This is a genomic window from Actinomadura sp. J1-007, assembly GCF_009793335.1.
In the GTDB taxonomy this organism is placed as follows: Bacteria; Actinomycetota; Actinomycetes; order Streptosporangiales; family Streptosporangiaceae; genus Spirillospora; species Spirillospora yumaensis.
In genome coordinates this window covers 21,542-36,589 of sequence record NZ_WING01000002.1, presented here as the reverse complement: position 1 = coordinate 36,589, position 15,048 = coordinate 21,542, and the positions used below count along the sequence as shown (strand labels likewise).

The following is a 15,048-nucleotide window of genomic DNA, read 5'->3' as shown; positions in this document are numbered from 1 at the left end:
CCCGGCCCGTGGTCCGATGGCTTGCAGTTTGTCGACAATCTACATCTCGGGAGGAACGCATGGCGAAGCTGTCACCGGTGCTGAAGCAGGCCACCCCCGTGCTGGCCGAGCGCGGCGAGGGCGTCCACCTCTACGACGAGCGGGGCCGGCGCCATCTCGACTTCACCTCCGGCATCGGCGTGACGAACACCGGCCACTGCCATCCCCGCGTCGTCGAGGCGGTGCGCGCCCAGGCCGGCACGCTGATCCACGGCCAGTACACGACGGTCATGCACCGGCCCCTGCTGCGGCTGACCGAGCGCCTCGGGGACGTCCTGCCGGAGGGCCTGGACTCGGTGTTCTACCTCAACAGCGGCAGCGAGGCGGTGGAGGCGGCCGTCCGGCTGGCCCGGCACGCGACCGGCCGCCAGAACATCGTGGCGTTCCAGGGCGGGTTCCACGGCCGCACGATGGGCGCCGCAGCGCTCACCACCGCCGGGACGAAGTTCCGCGCGGGGATCGGCCCGGTGATGCCCGGACGGGCGCTCGCCCCGTTCCCCCAGGCGTACCGCTACGGCTGGGACGAGGACGAGGCGACCCGCTTCGCGCTGCGCGAGCTCGACCACCTGCTCGCCACCGACTGCTCCCCCGGCGACACCGCCGCGTTCATCGTCGAGCCGGTGCTCGGCGAGGGCGGCTACATCCCCGCGCCGCCCGCGTTCCTGGAGGGCCTGCGCGAGCGCGCCGACCGGCACGGCGTCCTGCTCATCGCCGACGAGGTGCAGACCGGCTTCGGCCGTACGGGGCGCTTCTGGGGCCACCAGCACGCCTCCGCCCGCCCCGACGTCCTCGTCACCGCCAAGGGCCTGGCGAGCGGCTTCCCCCTGTCGGCCATCGCCGCGCCCGCCGCGCTGATGGAGCGCGCGCGGCCCGGGTCGCAGGGCGGCACGTACGGCGGCAACGCGGTCGCCTGCGCCGCCGCGCTCGCCACCCTCGACGTCATCCGCGACGAGGACCTGGTGGGCAACGCGGCCCGTACCGGCGAACGGCTCCAGGAGGGCCTGCGCAAGGTCGCCGCCGACCACCCGCGCATCGGCGACGTGCGCGGCCTCGGGCTGATGCAGGCCGCCGAGTTCACCGCGCCGGACGGCGGGCCCGACGCCGCCGCCGCGCAGGCGGCGCACCGGGCCGCCGCCGAGCGCGGCCTGCTCCTGCTCACCTGCGGCGCGTACGGCAACGTCGTCCGCTTCATCCCCCCGCTGGTGGCCACCGAGGCCGACATCGACGAGGGCCTGGCCCTGTGGGCGTCCGCCGTCGCCGCCTGCTAGCGGCCGCGGTCCCCGTTCCCGACCTTCCGGTAGACGATCGCCAGGGCCACCACCAGCACGACCAGGGCGACGACCACGATCCCGAACTTGATCAGCCGGTCCATCAGCAGCTCGCCGAGGATGTCGGAGTCGCCGCCGGCGAGCACCGCCGCCGTCATCGCCGTCATCGCCGTCCACCCCGTTCACCGCGTTCACCGCGGTCCTCCGGGCGCCGGTCGCGCGAACGGTCGTCGAGGTAGCGCAGGGCTCCCCGGACGGCGAGCCCGCCGAGGCCGCCGCGGCGCCCGCCCCCGCCTCGCGGCGGCCGTTCGGCCCAGGCGCGGACGACGGGCTGGACGGCGGAGGCGACGCGGCGGGCGTCCACGGGCCTCCCCCGCCGCTTCAGCGCGATCGCCACCGCGAACCCGGCGACGATCAGCACCGTGATCCCGGCGACGATGATCCCGAACCTGATCAGCAGCAGGTCCATCACCTCCCGCATCCCGTTCCCCTTCCAATGATTTAGCAGAGCCGTGCCAAATCAACGTAGCATGACCGTGCTATAAAGGACCATGCCCAAGGTCGTGGACCCCGAGGAGCGCCGCCGCGAGGTCGCCGAGGCGGTGTTCCGCGTCGCCCGGCGCGAGGGGCTGGAGCAGGCGTCGCTGCGCAACGTGGCCGCGGAGGCGGGGCTCGCGATCGGCTCGGTCCGGCACTACTTCGACGGCCAGGCCGACATCATGATCTTCGCGATGCGCTACTTCGCGCAGCGGGCGGGCGAGCGCCTGAAGGCCCGCGCGCAGCGGCTCAAGACCCCCGATCCGGACGCGCCGCCCGCCGAGCACGTCGCGGCGCTGGAGGCGCTGTTCGCCGAGGTGCTCCCCCTGGACGGCGAACGGCGCGAGGAGGCCGAGGTCTGGCTGACGTTCGTCACCAGCGCCCGCACGCACCCCGGCCTGGAGCCGTACGCGACGCAGATGCACGAGAACCTGCGCGGGCTGATCGTCCGCCTCCTCCAGGCCGCGGACGGCCTCGGCCTGCTCCGCGCCGGCCTCGACATCGAGGCGGAGGCCGACCGCGTCCACGTCCTCCTGGACGGCCTCACCATGCACGCCGTCCTGCGCCCCGCCGCGCTGGGCCCCGAGGAACTGTCAGCCGTCCTCCACCGCCACGTCACCGAGATCACCGATCCCGCCGCCCGCCGCTGAAGGGCCGCGCCACCTGCGATAGCCACTTTTTTGTGGGTACTTGTCGGCGGCCCGGGGGCGGCCCGAAGCTTGGTCGTGGACGGGCCGCAGGGGACCGTCCGATCCAGATGGGACGGGGAGGCCGGCGTGCGTCAGGAATCCGATCGTGACTCGGCCAGCTTCTCCAGGCGGCGGTGGCCCCAGTCGGAAAGGGGCGCCAGCGCCTCTGAGAGTTCGCGGCCGAACGGGGTCAGCGAGTACACGGTCTTCAACGGCCGCACATCGTGCACCTCCCTGTGGACCAGTCCGTCGCCCTCCATTTCGCGGAGCGTCTGAGTCAGCACCTTCTCGCTGAGGCCCGGCAGCCGCCGGCGCAGTTCGCCGGGACGGTGCGGACCCGATTCCAGGAGCCACAGCAGGATCGTCTTCCATTTGCCGTCGATCACGGCGATCGCGGCGGTCACACCGCAGACGTTCGGGTCCTGGGCACGGCTGCGCGTCATCTTCTTCCCATCATCGCCGTTCGCCATCACTTATCGAGGAGTTGAGGCATGACCTCGCACACCGAACAGTCTGCCGTCACCGTGCTCGGGTTGGGACCGATGGGCAGGGCCCTGACCGGCGCCTTCCTGGACGCCGGCCTACGGACCACGGTCTGGAACCGGACGCCGGGCAAGGACCGCGAACTGGTCGAGCGGGGCGCGGTCAGCGCTGGATCGCCCGAGGAGGCGGTCGCCGCGAGCGGGCTGACCGTGGTCTGCGTGGTGAACTACGACGCGGCGGACGCCATCGTGCGGCGCGGCGCGGTCGCCGACGCGCTCAAGGGACGCACGGTCGTGAATCTGACCGCCGACACCCCCGACCGGGCCCGGGAGGCCGCGGCATGGGCGGCCGAGCGGGGCATCGGCTACCTGGACGGCGCGATCATGACGCCGACCACGACCATCGGGACACCGGCCGGGGTGTTCCTCTACAGCGGTCCCGAGGAGCTCTACCGCCGGCACCGGCCGGCGCTGGACGCGCTGGGCGGCGCCCACACCCACCTCGGCGAGGACATCGGGCGGGCGGCCGCCTACGACATCGCCCTGCTCGACATCTTCTGGACCGCGATGGCGGGCTACGCGCACGCGCTGGCCGTGGCGAGGGCCGAGGGCGTCAGCGCGCGGGAGCTGGCGCCGTTCGCCAAGGGCATCGGCGCGATCCTCCCGCCGATCTTCGAGCGGTCCGCGGAGGACGTGGACGGCGGCGGCTACTCCGGCGAGGGCAACCCGATCACCTCGGCGGTGTCGTCCATGGCCCACATCGTCCACGCCTCCGAGGCCCACGGCATCGACGCGGGCGTGATGCGCGCGGCCGAAGGTCTCGCGCGCCGCGCCATCGGGCGGGGCCACGGCGCGGACGGGTTCCTCCGGATCACCGAGATCCTGAACCCCCGTTGAGAGGGGCGCGAGATCGCCGCGGCGAAGGGCCCGAGCCGGGCGGACGGGAGCGCGGTGCCGGCGGCGCCGGGGGGCTGGGCTAGCCTCTTAGATTCCGAATCTCGTTCTGGTCATGTGGCCCCCCGGAGGAGTGCGATGAGTCCTTGGAACACGCCTGAGCGCTTGGCGCTGCGGGAGCTGGTGCGCGAGTTCACGGCCAAGGAGATCGTGCCGTTCCTGGCGGAGTGGGAGCGGGCCGGGGAGCTGCCGCGCGAGCTGCACCGCAAGGCGGCGGACGCGGGGCTGCTCGGCGCCGGGTTCCCCGAGGCGGCGGGCGGGGCGGGCGGCGAGGTGTTCGACGCGCTGATCGTGGCGGAGGAGCTGATCCAGGCCGGCGGGTCGGGCGGGGTCGTGGCGTCGCTGTTCACGCACGGGATCGCGCTCCCGCACCTGATCGCGTCCGGGAACGAGGACCTGATCGAACGGTTCGCGCGGCCGGTGCTCGCCGGGGAGATGATCGGCGCGCTCGGGGTGACCGAGCCCGACACCGGGTCGGACGTGGCCGGGATCCGCACCACCGCCGTGCGCGACGGCGACGTCTACGTGGTGAACGGGGCGAAGCTGTTCATCACCTCGGGCGTGCGCGCCGACTTCGTGACGGCGGCGGTGCGGACGGGCGGGCCGGGGTTCGGCGGGATCTCGCTGCTGGTCATCGAGAAGGGCACGCCCGGGTTCACGGTGTCGCGGGCGCTGGACAAGATGGGCTGGCTCTGCTCCGACACCGCCGAGCTGGCGTTCGACGACGTGCGCGTGCCCGCCGCCAACCTCATCGGGGAGGAGAACGGCGGGTTCCTCCAGATCGTGCAGAACTTCGTGACCGAGCGGCTCTCGCTCGCCGTCCAGGCGTACGCGACGGCGCAGCGCTGCCTGGACCTCACGGTGGAGTGGATCCGGTCGCGCGAGACGTTCGGGCGCCCGCTGTCGTCGCGGCAGCTCGTCCGGCACAAGGTCGCGGAGATGGCCCGGCAGGTGGACGTCGCGCGCGCGTACACGCGGTCCGTCGCCGAACGGCACGTCGCCGGCGAGGACGTGCTGACGCAGACCGCGTACGCCAAGAACACGGCGGTGTACGCGGTCGAGCACGTCGTGCACGAGGCCGTTCAACTGCACGGCGGGATGGGCTACATGCGCGAGTCCGAGGTCGAGCGCCACTACCGCGACGCCCGCATCCTCGGCATCGGCGGCGGGACGAACGAGATCATGAACGAGATCGTCGCCAAGACCCTCGGGCTCTGACCTCAGGGCAGGAAGCGGGCGGCCAGCTCGCGCTGGCGCGCGGCGGCGCGGGCGCGGATCTCCGCGACGTCCACGGTGGTGAACGCGCGGTCCCGCATCACCGCGCGGCCCTCCACGAAGACGGTGTGGACGTCGCGGCCGTTCGCGGCCTCGTAGAGGAACGCCTCGGGCGTGATGGACGCGGCGGCGTCGGCGGCGTCCAGGCCGAGCAGGACGACGTCGGCGCGCTTGCCGGCCTCCAGCGACCCGATCCGGTCGGCGAGGCCGAGCGCCCGGGAGCCGCCGCGGGTGGCGATGGTGAGCGGCTCGGCCGGCTCGACGGCGAACCGGTCGTGGTACGGCGTGCCGTACACGAGCTGCTGGTTCGTCCGGGCGCCGTGCGCGACCTGGAACAGGTCGAGGGTGCCGCGGGTGTTGACGCCGTCGGTGCCGAGCCCGATCGCGACGCCGCGCCGCCACATGTCGAGCGCGGGCGCGGGGCCGATCGAGGGGTTGCCGAGCGCGCAGTGGCAGGCGGACGCGCCGTGCGCCACGTACGACTCCACGTCGCGGGGCGCGGTCAGCACCGAGTGCGCGCCGTGCAGGTGCCGGTCGAACACGCCGAGGTCGATCAGGTGGTCGATCGGCCGCCGCCCGAACGCCTCCAGGCAGTGGTCGATCTCGTAGGTGCCCTCGACGAGATGGGTGTGGATCTTGACGTCCAGCTCGCGGGCGGCCTTCGCCATCGCGGTGACCAGCTCGGTCGAGCAGGTGATGATCTGGCGCAGGGACAGCGACGCGGCGACGCGCTCGCCGGAGCCGGACGGCCAGCGGCCGACCAGGTCGAGGTTGCCCTGGAGGGCCTGCTCGGTGGTCGTGCGCATCGAGTCGGGGATGCGGGACCCGCCGTCCATCGTGCTGAGGGAGACGAGGCCGCGGATGCCGGTCTCGACGGCGGCGCGGCCCATCGCGTCGGGGTGCGGGCCGCCCGCGTCCCAGAACGCGGTCGTGCCGTTCGCGATCATGTTGGTGTAGGCGAGCAGCCCCGACAGCTCCATGTCCTCGGGGGTCAGCATCGCCTCGAACGGCACGTAGTACTCGCGCCAGAACGGCACCCGCAGCGCCCCGCGCCGCCCGAGCGTGGTGATCAGGCCGCGCATCAGCGTCTGCGCGGTGTGCACGTGCGCGTCCACCAGTCCGGGCATCGCGATCGACCCGTGGGCGAAGACGCGCTCGGCGGGCGCGTACCGGTCGCCGAGCTCGGCGGACGGCCCGACGTCGGCGATCGCGCCGTCGCGCACCGCGATGGCCCCGTCCGGGATCACGGTCCCGGCGTCGTCGAAGGTCACGACGTGGGCGTTCTGGATGAGCAGGTCGATGGTCTGCAACGGGGTCCTTCCGGGGCGGGAGCGGTGGTGCGGTGGGCGCGGGGCGCGGGGGGGCGCGGGGCGCGGCGGTCAGCCGGCGAGGCCGAAGCGGCGGGCGACGAGGCCGTCCACCCAGCCGATCAGCGCGTAGAGGGCGAGGACGAGGAGCACGACGAGGACGCCGGAGCTCCACAGCGCGTCGAACGACAGCCGTTCGTAGGAGTCGGTGATGAGGTGGCCGAGGCCCTTGCCGGTCGCGAGCCATTCGGCGAGGGTCGCGCCGACGACGGCGTTCGGGATCGCGATGCGGGCGGAGGCGGTGAGCGCGGGGACCGCGTACGGCATCCGGACCTTCATCGCGGCCGACAGCGACGAGCCGCCCGCCGCGCGCACCACGTCGGCGGCTCCGGCGGGCGCGGAGCGCAGCGCGACGAGCAGGTTCACCAGGGTCGGGAAGAACGTGCCGAGCGTGATGACGACGCTGACGCCCGCCAGGCCGCGGCCGAACACCAGCACGATCAGGGGGGTCATCGCGATCAGCGGGACGGACCGCAGCACGATCGCGAGCGGCAGGACGAGCCGTTCGACGGGCCGCCAGGCGACCATGGCGACCGCGGCGAGGACCGCGACGAGCGTGCCGACGGCGAAGCCGGTCCCGGCGTCGATCACGGTCTGGCCGAGGCCGGAGCCGAACGCGGACCAGAACTCCCCCGCCCCGTCGCCGGTGAGGAACGACAGCACGTCGCCCGGCCCCTTGGCGAAGAACGGGTCGAGGTTGAGGCCCGACACGATGAACTGCCAGAGCCCGAGCAGCAGCGCCGCCGACAGCACCGCGCCCGCGATCCGCTGCGCCGGGCCGCCCTGGGCCGCGCCCGCGCCCGCGACCTCGGCGCCCGCGGTGGTCTCCTTCCCGGCCCACGGGGTGGCGAGCCGGGCGGCGAACGAGATGAGCGCGTAGACGGCCCCGGCGAGCAGGCCGATGTAGACGGCGGTCGCCCAGGTCCGTTCGACCTCCATCGCGGTCTGCGACTGCACGATGAACGCGCCGAGCCCGCGGTCGGCGCCGAAGAACTCGGCGACGAGCGCGCCGAGCAGCGCGGCCGGGGTCGCGATGCGCAGCCCGGCGAAGACCTGCGGGAGCGCGGCCGGGAACCGCACCTTCAGCAGCGCCGTCCGGGACGTCCCGCCCGCGGCGCGGACCACGTCGAGCGCGCGGGAGTCGGCGCCGTGCAGGCCGAGCAGCACGCCGATCAGCGACGGGAAGTAGACCATCAGGGCGGTGATGACGACCTTCGCGCTGCCGCCGGGGAGCGCGACGATGAGGATCGGCGCGATCGCGATGAACGGGACGGCGTGCACGACGACGCCGAGCCGGCTCACGACGGGCTCGGCGGCGGGCCACAGCAGCGCGATCGCGGCGAGCGGGACGACCACGAGGTTGCCCCAGAAGAAGCCCTGCGCGGCGACCCACAGCGTCGGCCACGTGTTGCCCGCCAGCAGCGACCGGTCGCGCCACAGCGCCTGGACGATCTCCCACGGGTACGGCACGAGCTGCTCGTCCGACAGCGTCCACGCGACCGCGCACCAGACCGCGAGGACGGCGGCGGCGCCCCCGGCGACGACCGCCCAGCCGCCGAGCCGTCCCGAGCCCGTCCGGCGGGCGCGCGGGGCGGCGGGCGCGGCGGCGCTAGCCACGCTCGCCTCCGGACGCCGCGCCGTGCTCCGCTCCGTGCCCGGCACCGTGCCCCGCGCCCTGCCCGGCGAACAGCTCCTCGGAGAGCCGGTCGACGTACGCGTGGAACTCCGGGGTGCGCTGGAGCTCGGGCGTGCGGGGACGGGGCAGGTCGATCGGGATCTCGGCGACGACGCGTCCGGGCCGGGCCGCCATCACCACGACCCGGTCGCTGAGGAACACCGCCTCCGGGATGGAGTGCGTGACCAGCAGGGTCGTGGCGGGCTTGGCCGTCCAGATGCGCTGGAGCTCCAGGTTCATGCTCTGGCGGGTCATGTCGTCCAGCGCGCCGAACGGCTCGTCCAGCAGCAGCACCTCCGGCCGGAGGACGAGCGTGCGGGCGATCGCGACGCGCTGGCGCATGCCGCCGGAGAGCTGGCCGGGGCGGGCCTTCTCGAAGCCCTTCAGCCCGGTCAGCTCGATCAGGTCGGAGACCAGGCCCCGGTCGGGGCGCCGGCCGGCGACCTCCAGGGGGACGCGGATGTTGCGCTCGACCGAGCGCCACGGCAGCAGCGCCGCGTCCTGGAACGCGACGCCGACCTTGTGCGCGGTGCGGGCGCGGGCGGGGGCCTCGCCGTGCACGGCGACGGTCCCGGCGGTCGGCGCGTCCAGGTCGGCGAACATGCGCAGCAGCGTGGACTTGCCGCAGCCGGACGGGCCGAGCAGCGAGACGAACGACCCGGCGGGCGTGGTCAGGTCGACGCCGCCGAGCGCGGTCACGGTGTCGCCGGACACCCGGAACACCCGCTCGACGCCGTCGGCGGTGAGGCCCGCCGCGGGGGTTGACGACATGCTGGGGTCCTTCCTCACAGGTTTCCTGGGGGTGTCGGGCCGTCCGGGGCCTACAGGCGGGTGGCGCCGCCGTAGACCTCGTCGATGAGCGACGGGTCGAACATGGCCTTGACGTCGGCCTTGACGCCGATGCCGCGCAGGAACCGCTCCTGCGTGGCGATGCCCTCGGGGGTGAGCCGCATCAGCCCGTGCCGTTCGGTGTCGGGGGTGCGGGCGAGGCCGGCCCAGACCTTGGCGCCCGCCGCCTGGGAGCGCGGGTCGAGGCCGGTCCGCCTGCCGTACCGGTCCACGACGACGCGGGCCGCGGCGCCGGGGTCGTCCACCGCGTCCTGGAGGCCGCGGATCGTGCCGCGCAGGACCTTGGCGATGCGTGCGCGGGTCGCGTCGTTCCTGAGGTTGTGGGCGCTGACGGTGAGCAGGCCGCTCCAGCGGTTGTAGCCGTGGTCGGCGAGCGCGATCGAGGTGGTGCGGATGCCGCGCAGGCCGAGCGCGACGGGCTGGTTGGCGAGCGTCGCGGAGATCGCGTCGACCTCGCCGGAGGCCAGCGCGGACGGGTCGGTGCCGGTCGGGACCATGGTCACCTTGCTCGCGTCCACCCCGGCGAGCCGGAAGAACGCCGCGTACACCCGGGCGTCGCTCTGCGCGACGCCGAACCGGCGGCCCTCCAGGTCCTTCGGGGTGCGGACGGGCTTGTCGGCGAGCGACAGGATGCACGAGGACGACCGCTGGAAGGTGGCGCCGATCGCGACGAGCGGCGCGCCCTTGGCGACCGCGTCGCCGAGCTTGTCGCTCGCCTCCACGCCGACCAGCACCTTGCCGGTGATGATCTGCGGCTCGATCACGACGTTCGGGCCGCCGGGCGCGAGCTTCGGCGTGACGCCCTCCCGCCGGTAGTGCCCGTTGGCGGCGGCGACGAGCAGCGCCATCGACTCGACGTTCGGCAGCCAGCCGAGCTGGATCCGGGTGGCGCCGTCGGCGTCGGTGCCGCCCGCGCCGCCGCAGGCGGCGAGGGCAGGCGCGAGCGCGGCGGCGCCGCCGAGCGTCGCGGCGCCGCGCAGCAGCCCGCGCCGCGACAGGCCGGGTGAGGGGGACACGGGGCCTCCTGAACGGGGACGTGGGAACGGCAACGGGGTCAGATCCGGAGCAGGTCAGATCCGGAGCAGGTCGAGGAGGCGGGGCCGGTCCACCTCCAGGACGATCTGCACGGCGGGACGGTCGTCGTACCGGTCGAGCCAGTCCACGACGGTGAGGCCGCGGTCGAGGCCGGGGCCGTACCCGACGTAGATCCGGTGGGTCTCGGCGCGGGTGACGATCGACGGGTCGAGCGCGACGGCCATGGCGAGCGGGTCGGGGCGCAGGAACGACGGGCGGTTCGCGTACGCGGGGTCGGCCGCGAACCGGTGCCGGACCACCTCGTCCAGCACCCGCGCCGGGCGCGCGTCCCCCGCGAAGAACCCGGCGAACTCCCCCGGCGTGAACGGGTGCGCCATCGTGGTCTCCCAGGAGATCAGCGTCACCCGGGAGAACTCGGCGAAGACCAGGTCGGCGGCGGCGGGGTCGGCGCCGGTGTTGAACTCGGCGTTCATCGTCAGGTTGCCGCGGCCGTCGATCGCGCCGCCCATGACGACGACGCGGTCCACCAGCTCGGGCAGGCGGGGTTCGAGGCGGACGGCGAGCGCGAGGTTGGTGAGCGGCCCGAGCGCGACGACGGTCGTCTCGCCGGGGTGGCGGCGGGCGGCGTCGATCAGCGCGAGCGCCGCCGCGCCCGCGGTCTCGGGCACGTCCGGGACCCGGTGCCGGGGGACGCCGCCGAGCCCGTCCGCGCCGTGGATCTCCGCGGCGTCCACCCGGGGGCCGGCGAGGGGGCCGGACGCGCCGCGGTGCACCGGCACGTCCCCGACGCCGTAGGCGCCGAGGAGCCAGCGCGCGTTGGCGGTGACCCGGCCGACGTCCACGTTGCCCGCGACGGTGCAGACGGCGGCGACGGGCGGCGCGGGGCGGGCCGCCGTCGGGGTCAGCGCCATCGCGAGCGCGTGCGCGTCGTCGAGTCCCGGGTCCGTGTCGACCACCAGTACGGACACCCGGCCTCCAGGGTTAAAAAGCAGGTAATAAACGATTAATTAGAAGTAGACTCGATGCTGCGTCTAGTGTCAAGGGCGGGTCCGGCGGGCGGGCCCGGCACCGGATCCGGAGGTGGGCAGCGTGACCGGCGCGCGCCGCGTGACGATCGCCGACGTCGCCGAGGCGGCCGGGGTGTCCACGACCGCGGTGTCCTGGGCCCTCAACGACAAGGGCACCCTCGACCCGCGCACGCGCGCGCGGATCAGGGCGCTCGCGAGCGAGCTCGGCTACCGCCCGAGCGTCCGCGCCCGGCACCTGCGCTCGGGCCGTTCGCAGGCGATCGCGCTGGTCAGCACCATGCCGCCCGCGATCGTCGGCGGCACCTCGCGGCTCGGGTTCTTCATGGAGATCGGCATGGCCGCCGCCCGCGCCGCGCTCGACCGCGGCTACGCGCTGATGCTGGTCCCGCCGGTCGAGGACGGCGCGTTCATCGACCGGCTCGACGTCGACGGCGCGCTGGTCATCGAGCCGGTGCTCGGGCACTGGGCGGGCGAGCGGCTCGCCGCGCGCGGGCTGCCGGCCGTCGCGATCGGCCGCGACCCGACGCCCGGCGGCACGATGGCGTGGGTCGACCGCGGCGCGTCCGGCGCCGACGTGGTCCTCGGCCACCTCGCCGACCGCGGCTGCCGCGAGATCGCCGTCGTGGTGACCGCGCAGGCCCGGTCCACCACCGAGGACGTGTGCGCCTACCTGCGCACGTGGGCGGCCGAGCGCGGGCTGCCCGCGCACGTGGCGCGCGCCGACGAGCACGGCGGCGCCCGGGCGGGCCACGACGCCACCCTCGCCCTGCTGCGCGAGCACCCGTCCGTGGACGCGGTGTACGCGCCGATCGACGCGTTCGCCGTCGGCGCCCTGAGCGCGGCCCGCGAACTCGGCCGGGACGTGCCCGGCGACCTGCTCGTCGCGACCAACTACGACGGCGACCGCTCGCGCAGCGCCGACCCGCCGCTCACCGCGCTCGACCTGCGTCTGGAGGGCCTCGCCGAACGGGCCGTCGCGCTGCTGCTCGACCGGATCGAGGGCCGGGCCGGCGAGGCGGCCTCCGTCCCCGGCCCGGCGCCGCGCCTGATCCCGAGGGCCAGCACCGCCCGCTGAGCGAGCCCCGGCCGCACCCCGCCGCACCGGCCGGGCCGGCCGCACGGCCCGACCCCGCCGCAGCAGCCGGACGGCCCGGACCGGCCGCGGCAGCCCGACGGCCCGGCCCGGTCGGGACAGCCGGACGGCCCGCCCCGGACGGCCCGGACGGGCCCGGCGGCCGAACGGACCGGACGGACCGCCCCGGTCGGGCCCGGCGGACCGGACGGGCCGGTCGGTCAGGCGGCGCGTGCCAGGAGGCCGTCGACCAGGGCGCTCAGCCCGTCGGCGTAGGCGTCCTGGGCGGTCAGCGGGATCCAGTCGGCGCCGATCTCGGCGAGCCGCGGGTACTCGGCGGCGTCGACGTCGGCGAACACCGTCTCGCGGTACGTCGGCCGTCCGGCCTCGGCGCGGCGGCCCGCGCTCGCCCGGACGATGATCTCCCCGGCGGTGTAGTACCAGATCGCGCGGTAGGCGTGCACCGCGGCCTCCGTGGCGAGGCCGCCGGCCATGAAGGCGTCCACGATCCGGTCGCCGTACCAGAGGGCCTCGGAGGCGAGCAGGTCGTCGGCGGCGAGCACCTCGACGATCCACGGGCATCCGGCGAGGCCGTCGCGCATCCCGGTCGCGACGGCGAGGATCCGCTCGCGCGGGTCGTCCGGCAGCGCGGGGCGCGGCATCCCGGCGGCGTACTCGGCGAGCAGCAGGAGCAGCAGCTCCTCCTTGTCGCGCACGTGGTGGTAGAGCGCCATCGGCGTGCTGCCGACCTCCCTGGCGAGCCGCCGCATCGTCAGCTTCGCGACGCCCTCGGCGTCGATCACCGCGCGCGCCGCGGCGAGGATCTCCGGGCGCGAGATGCGGGGCGGGCGGCCGGCTCCCCGGCGCTCGGACGTCGGCTGTGGCATGCCCACATCATCGCCCATCGCTGGACAGCCGGAAGGCCGCCCGCTATTTTTCTTACATGTATAAAAATTCTCGGGGGCATCCGGGGCTCGTGCTGGCGGCGGCGGCCGTGGCGCAGTTCGTCGTCGCCCTGGACATGTCCGTCGTCAACGTCGCGCTGCCCGCCGTCCGCACCTCCCTCGGCTTCGCGCCCCTCGACCTGTCGTGGGTCGTGCACGTCTACGCCCTGACGTTCGGCGGGTTCCTGCTGCTCGGCGGCCGGGCCTGCGACCTGTACGGCCGGCGCAGGCTGTTCGTCGGTGGACTCGTCGTGTTCGGGCTGGCGTCCCTCGCGGGCGGCCTCGCCCAGGCGCCGTGGCAGCTCATCGCCGCCCGCGCCGTCCAGGGCCTCGCCGCCGCGGCCGTCGCGCCCGCCGCGCTGGCCGCCCTCACCACCGCGTTCCCGCAGGGGCCGGCCCGCGTCCGCGCGCTCGGGATCTGGAGCGCGGTGAACGCGGCGGGCGGCGCGGTCGGCGTCCTCGCCGGCGGGCTGCTCACCGAGTACGCGGGCTGGCGGTGGGTGATGCTGGTCAACCTGCCGATCGTCGCGGCGGCGCTGCACCTCGCCGCGTCCGGCCTGCCCGCCGACCCGCCCGTGCGGCGCGCGCGGCCCGACCTGCCGGGCGCCGCGCTCGCGACGCTCGGGACCGGGTGCCTGGTCCTCGGCGTCGTCCGCACCGACCGGTACGGCTGGACGTCGGCCACGACGCTGGGGACGCTGCTCGCCGCCGCCGTGCTGCTCGCCGCGTTCGTCCTCGTGGAGGCGCGGACCGCGGACCCGCTCATCCGCCTCGGCCTGCTGCGCGGCCGCTGGGTCGCGGGCGCCAACGTGGTCGTGTTCCTGGCCGCCGCGGGCCAGTTCGCCGCGTTCTACTTCGTCTCGCTCTACATGCAGCAGGTGCTCGGCATGGGCGCCGCCGCGACGGGCGCCGCGTTCCTGCCGTTCTCCCTCGGCGTCGTCGTCGGAGCGGTGCTCGCGACGCGGCTGACCGCCCGCCGGACGCCGCGCGTCGCGCTCGTCCCGGGAGCGGTCCTCGCGGCGGCGGGGCTGGCCTGGTTCAGCATGATCAGTCCGGGCGGGAGCTTCCTCGCCGACGTCCTCGGCCCGTCCCTGCTGGGCAGCGTCGGCGTCGGCCTCGTCCTGTCCCCCGTCGCGGACGCCGCGACGACCGGCGTCCCCCGCGCGAGGCCGGCATGGCGTCCGGCGTCCTGAACAGCGCGCGCCAGCTCGGCGGGTGCGTGGGCCTCGCGGTCCTCGCGACCGTCGCCGCCGCCCGTACGGGCTCGTCCGCGTCCCCGTCCGCCCTGAACGACGGCTACGCGCTGAGCCTCGCGGTCGGCGCGGGCCTGTTCCTGACCGCCGCCGCCGTCGCGGCCGCCGTCCTCCCGAGGCGCCGCCCCGCGGACGTCCCGGAACACCGTGAAGCAGAACTGGAAGGGATCCCCTCATGACCGTCACGACCGTCGACATGCTCTCCTCCGCCATCACGTTCGGCGACGGCGGCAGGGTCGAGGCCGCCGAGCCCCGGATGACCGAGGACGACGGCGCCTGGCAGCTCGCGACGTTCCGCGTCGAGACCGACGCCGACGTCCACGCCGACCACTGGGAGGTGCACCCGGCCGCCGAGGAGGCGGTCTGCTGCCTGTCCGGCGCGCTGCGCGTGTACTTCCGCCCCGAGTCGCCGGACGGGGACGAGACGGAGGTGAGGCTCTCCGCGGGCGGCGCGGTGATCGTCCCGCGGGGGCGGTGGCACCGGCTGGAGCTGGACGAGCCGTCCGTCGTGATGTCGGTCGCCCTCCGCCGGGGCAGCCGTCAGGAGAAGCGCTCCGACGTGTGACCGCGGACGCCGCGCG

At 75.0% G+C, this 15,048-nt stretch carries 17 protein-coding genes; 8 read left to right on the top strand and 9 right to left on the bottom strand.

What is annotated here, in order from left to right; translation table 11 throughout:
• The first annotated feature begins 59 nt into the window (after positions 1–59).
• Entirely contained in the window at positions 60–1,307 is a 1,248-nt protein-coding gene (locus GEV43_RS34290) for an aspartate aminotransferase family protein (RefSeq protein WP_160824972.1), read from the top strand.
• Here the strand turns inward: GEV43_RS34290 and GEV43_RS34285 are convergent.
• The gene (locus tag GEV43_RS34285; protein WP_160824971.1) at positions 1,304–1,474 is read right to left on the bottom strand and encodes a hypothetical protein; all 171 of its coding nucleotides are present in this window, start codon (positions 1,472–1,474) and stop codon (positions 1,304–1,306) included. The genes GEV43_RS34290 and GEV43_RS34285 overlap by 4 nt on opposite strands.
• Positions 1,471–1,788 carry a hypothetical protein gene (locus GEV43_RS34280; RefSeq protein WP_175250966.1) on the bottom strand — a complete coding sequence of 106 codons (318 nt, stop codon included), beginning with the start codon at positions 1,786–1,788 and terminating at the stop codon, positions 1,471–1,473. The genes GEV43_RS34285 and GEV43_RS34280 overlap by 4 nt, the downstream gene beginning before the upstream one ends.
• A gap of 70 nt (positions 1,789–1,858) precedes the next feature.
• Between GEV43_RS34280 and GEV43_RS34275 the strand changes: the two genes are divergently transcribed.
• Positions 1,859–2,494 carry a TetR/AcrR family transcriptional regulator gene (locus GEV43_RS34275; protein WP_160824970.1) on the top strand — a complete coding sequence of 212 codons (636 nt, stop codon included), beginning with the start codon at positions 1,859–1,861 and terminating at the stop codon, positions 2,492–2,494.
• A gap of 131 nt (positions 2,495–2,625) precedes the next feature.
• Here the strand turns inward: GEV43_RS34275 and GEV43_RS34270 are convergent, their stop codons facing one another.
• Positions 2,626–3,003: a winged helix-turn-helix transcriptional regulator gene (locus tag GEV43_RS34270; protein WP_375539115.1), complete on the bottom strand. Its 378-nt coding sequence runs from the start codon at positions 3,001–3,003 to the stop codon at positions 2,626–2,628.
• Between the two features lie 21 nt (positions 3,004–3,024).
• Between GEV43_RS34270 and GEV43_RS34265 the strand changes: the two genes are divergently transcribed.
• Together GEV43_RS34265 and GEV43_RS34260 are read left to right on the top strand one after the other, a co-directional pair.
• Positions 3,025–3,912, top strand: a complete 888-nt coding sequence (locus tag GEV43_RS34265) for an NAD(P)-dependent oxidoreductase (RefSeq protein WP_160824969.1) — start codon at positions 3,025–3,027, stop codon at positions 3,910–3,912.
• A 135-nt stretch (positions 3,913–4,047) separates the two neighbouring features.
• A complete protein-coding gene (locus GEV43_RS34260) occupies positions 4,048–5,187 on the top strand; it encodes an acyl-CoA dehydrogenase family protein (protein WP_160824968.1) in 1,140 nt (379 codons plus the stop codon).
• A 2-nt stretch (positions 5,188–5,189) separates the two neighbouring features.
• Here the strand turns inward: GEV43_RS34260 and GEV43_RS34255 are convergent, their stop codons facing one another.
• The 5 genes from GEV43_RS34255 to GEV43_RS34235 all read right to left on the bottom strand — a co-directional run bounded on the left by GEV43_RS34255 (position 5,190) and on the right by GEV43_RS34235 (position 11,138).
• Entirely contained in the window at positions 5,190–6,554 is a 1,365-nt protein-coding gene (locus tag GEV43_RS34255) for an amidohydrolase family protein (RefSeq protein ID WP_160824967.1), read from the bottom strand.
• A gap of 69 nt (positions 6,555–6,623) precedes the next feature.
• Positions 6,624–8,228 (bottom strand): ABC transporter permease, encoded by a 1,605-nt coding sequence (locus GEV43_RS34250; protein ID WP_160824966.1) that lies wholly within the window; start codon positions 8,226–8,228, stop codon positions 6,624–6,626.
• A complete protein-coding gene (locus GEV43_RS34245; RefSeq protein ID WP_160824965.1) occupies positions 8,221–9,057 on the bottom strand; it encodes an ABC transporter ATP-binding protein in 837 nt (278 codons plus the stop codon). Before GEV43_RS34245 ends, GEV43_RS34250 begins: the two co-directional genes overlap by 8 nt.
• A 50-nt stretch (positions 9,058–9,107) precedes the next feature.
• On the bottom strand, positions 9,108–10,151 hold the full coding sequence (locus GEV43_RS34240) for an ABC transporter substrate-binding protein (RefSeq protein WP_160824964.1): 1,044 nt from the start codon (positions 10,149–10,151) through the stop codon (positions 9,108–9,110).
• Between the two features lie 54 nt (positions 10,152–10,205).
• A complete protein-coding gene (locus tag GEV43_RS34235; protein ID WP_160824963.1) occupies positions 10,206–11,138 on the bottom strand; it encodes a nucleoside hydrolase in 933 nt (310 codons plus the stop codon).
• 121 nt (positions 11,139–11,259) lie between these two features.
• Between GEV43_RS34235 and GEV43_RS34230 the strand changes: the two genes are divergently transcribed.
• Positions 11,260–12,273, top strand: a complete 1,014-nt coding sequence (locus tag GEV43_RS34230; protein WP_309240077.1) for a substrate-binding domain-containing protein — start codon at positions 11,260–11,262, stop codon at positions 12,271–12,273.
• A 218-nt stretch (positions 12,274–12,491) separates the two neighbouring features.
• Here GEV43_RS34230 and GEV43_RS34225 read toward each other — a convergent pair whose 3' ends face one another.
• Positions 12,492–13,157, bottom strand: a complete 666-nt coding sequence (locus tag GEV43_RS34225; RefSeq protein ID WP_175250965.1) for a TetR/AcrR family transcriptional regulator — start codon at positions 13,155–13,157, stop codon at positions 12,492–12,494.
• 56 nt (positions 13,158–13,213) lie between these two features.
• Here GEV43_RS34225 and GEV43_RS34220 point away from each other — a divergent pair, with 56 nt between their 5' ends.
• Genes GEV43_RS34220 through GEV43_RS34215 form a run of 3 tightly spaced genes read left to right on the top strand, consistent with a single transcriptional unit; the run spans position 13,214 to position 15,032 of the window.
• Entirely contained in the window at positions 13,214–14,407 is a 1,194-nt protein-coding gene (locus GEV43_RS34220) for an MFS transporter (protein WP_241684133.1), read from the top strand.
• On the top strand, positions 14,389–14,646 hold the full coding sequence (locus tag GEV43_RS51825) for a hypothetical protein (protein WP_241684132.1): 258 nt from the start codon (positions 14,389–14,391) through the stop codon (positions 14,644–14,646). The genes GEV43_RS34220 and GEV43_RS51825 overlap by 19 nt, the downstream gene beginning before the upstream one ends.
• Entirely contained in the window at positions 14,643–15,032 is a 390-nt protein-coding gene (locus tag GEV43_RS34215; RefSeq protein WP_160824961.1) for a cupin domain-containing protein, read from the top strand. The genes GEV43_RS51825 and GEV43_RS34215 overlap by 4 nt, the downstream gene beginning before the upstream one ends.
• Positions 15,033–15,048: the final 16 nt, after the last annotated feature.

What these genes read in the sequence shown, in the direction of transcription:
- GEV43_RS34290 (WP_160824972.1), top strand. Translation starts at nt 60, where the DNA reads ATGGCGAAGCTGTCACCGGTGCTGAAGCAGGCCACCCCCGTGCTGGCC.
- GEV43_RS34215 (WP_160824961.1), top strand. Translation starts at nt 14,643, where the DNA reads ATGACCGTCACGACCGTCGACATGCTCTCCTCCGCCATCACGTTCGGC.
- GEV43_RS34220 (WP_241684133.1), top strand. Translation starts at nt 13,214, where the DNA reads ATGTATAAAAATTCTCGGGGGCATCCGGGGCTCGTGCTGGCGGCGGCG.
- GEV43_RS34270 (WP_375539115.1), bottom strand. Translation starts at nt 3,003, where the DNA reads ATGGCGAACGGCGATGATGGGAAGAAGATGACGCGCAGCCGTGCCCAG.
- GEV43_RS34245 (WP_160824965.1), bottom strand. Translation starts at nt 9,057, where the DNA reads ATGTCGTCAACCCCCGCGGCGGGCCTCACCGCCGACGGCGTCGAGCGG.
- GEV43_RS34260 (WP_160824968.1), top strand. Translation starts at nt 4,048, where the DNA reads ATGAGTCCTTGGAACACGCCTGAGCGCTTGGCGCTGCGGGAGCTGGTG.
- GEV43_RS51825 (WP_241684132.1), top strand. Translation starts at nt 14,389, where the DNA reads ATGGCGTCCGGCGTCCTGAACAGCGCGCGCCAGCTCGGCGGGTGCGTG.
- GEV43_RS34275 (WP_160824970.1), top strand. Translation starts at nt 1,859, where the DNA reads ATGCCCAAGGTCGTGGACCCCGAGGAGCGCCGCCGCGAGGTCGCCGAG.
- GEV43_RS34265 (WP_160824969.1), top strand. Translation starts at nt 3,025, where the DNA reads ATGACCTCGCACACCGAACAGTCTGCCGTCACCGTGCTCGGGTTGGGA.
- GEV43_RS34280 (WP_175250966.1), bottom strand. Translation starts at nt 1,788, where the DNA reads ATGCGGGAGGTGATGGACCTGCTGCTGATCAGGTTCGGGATCATCGTC.
- GEV43_RS34285 (WP_160824971.1), bottom strand. Translation starts at nt 1,474, where the DNA reads ATGACGGCGATGACGGCGGCGGTGCTCGCCGGCGGCGACTCCGACATC.
- GEV43_RS34225 (WP_175250965.1), bottom strand. Translation starts at nt 13,157, where the DNA reads ATGCCACAGCCGACGTCCGAGCGCCGGGGAGCCGGCCGCCCGCCCCGC.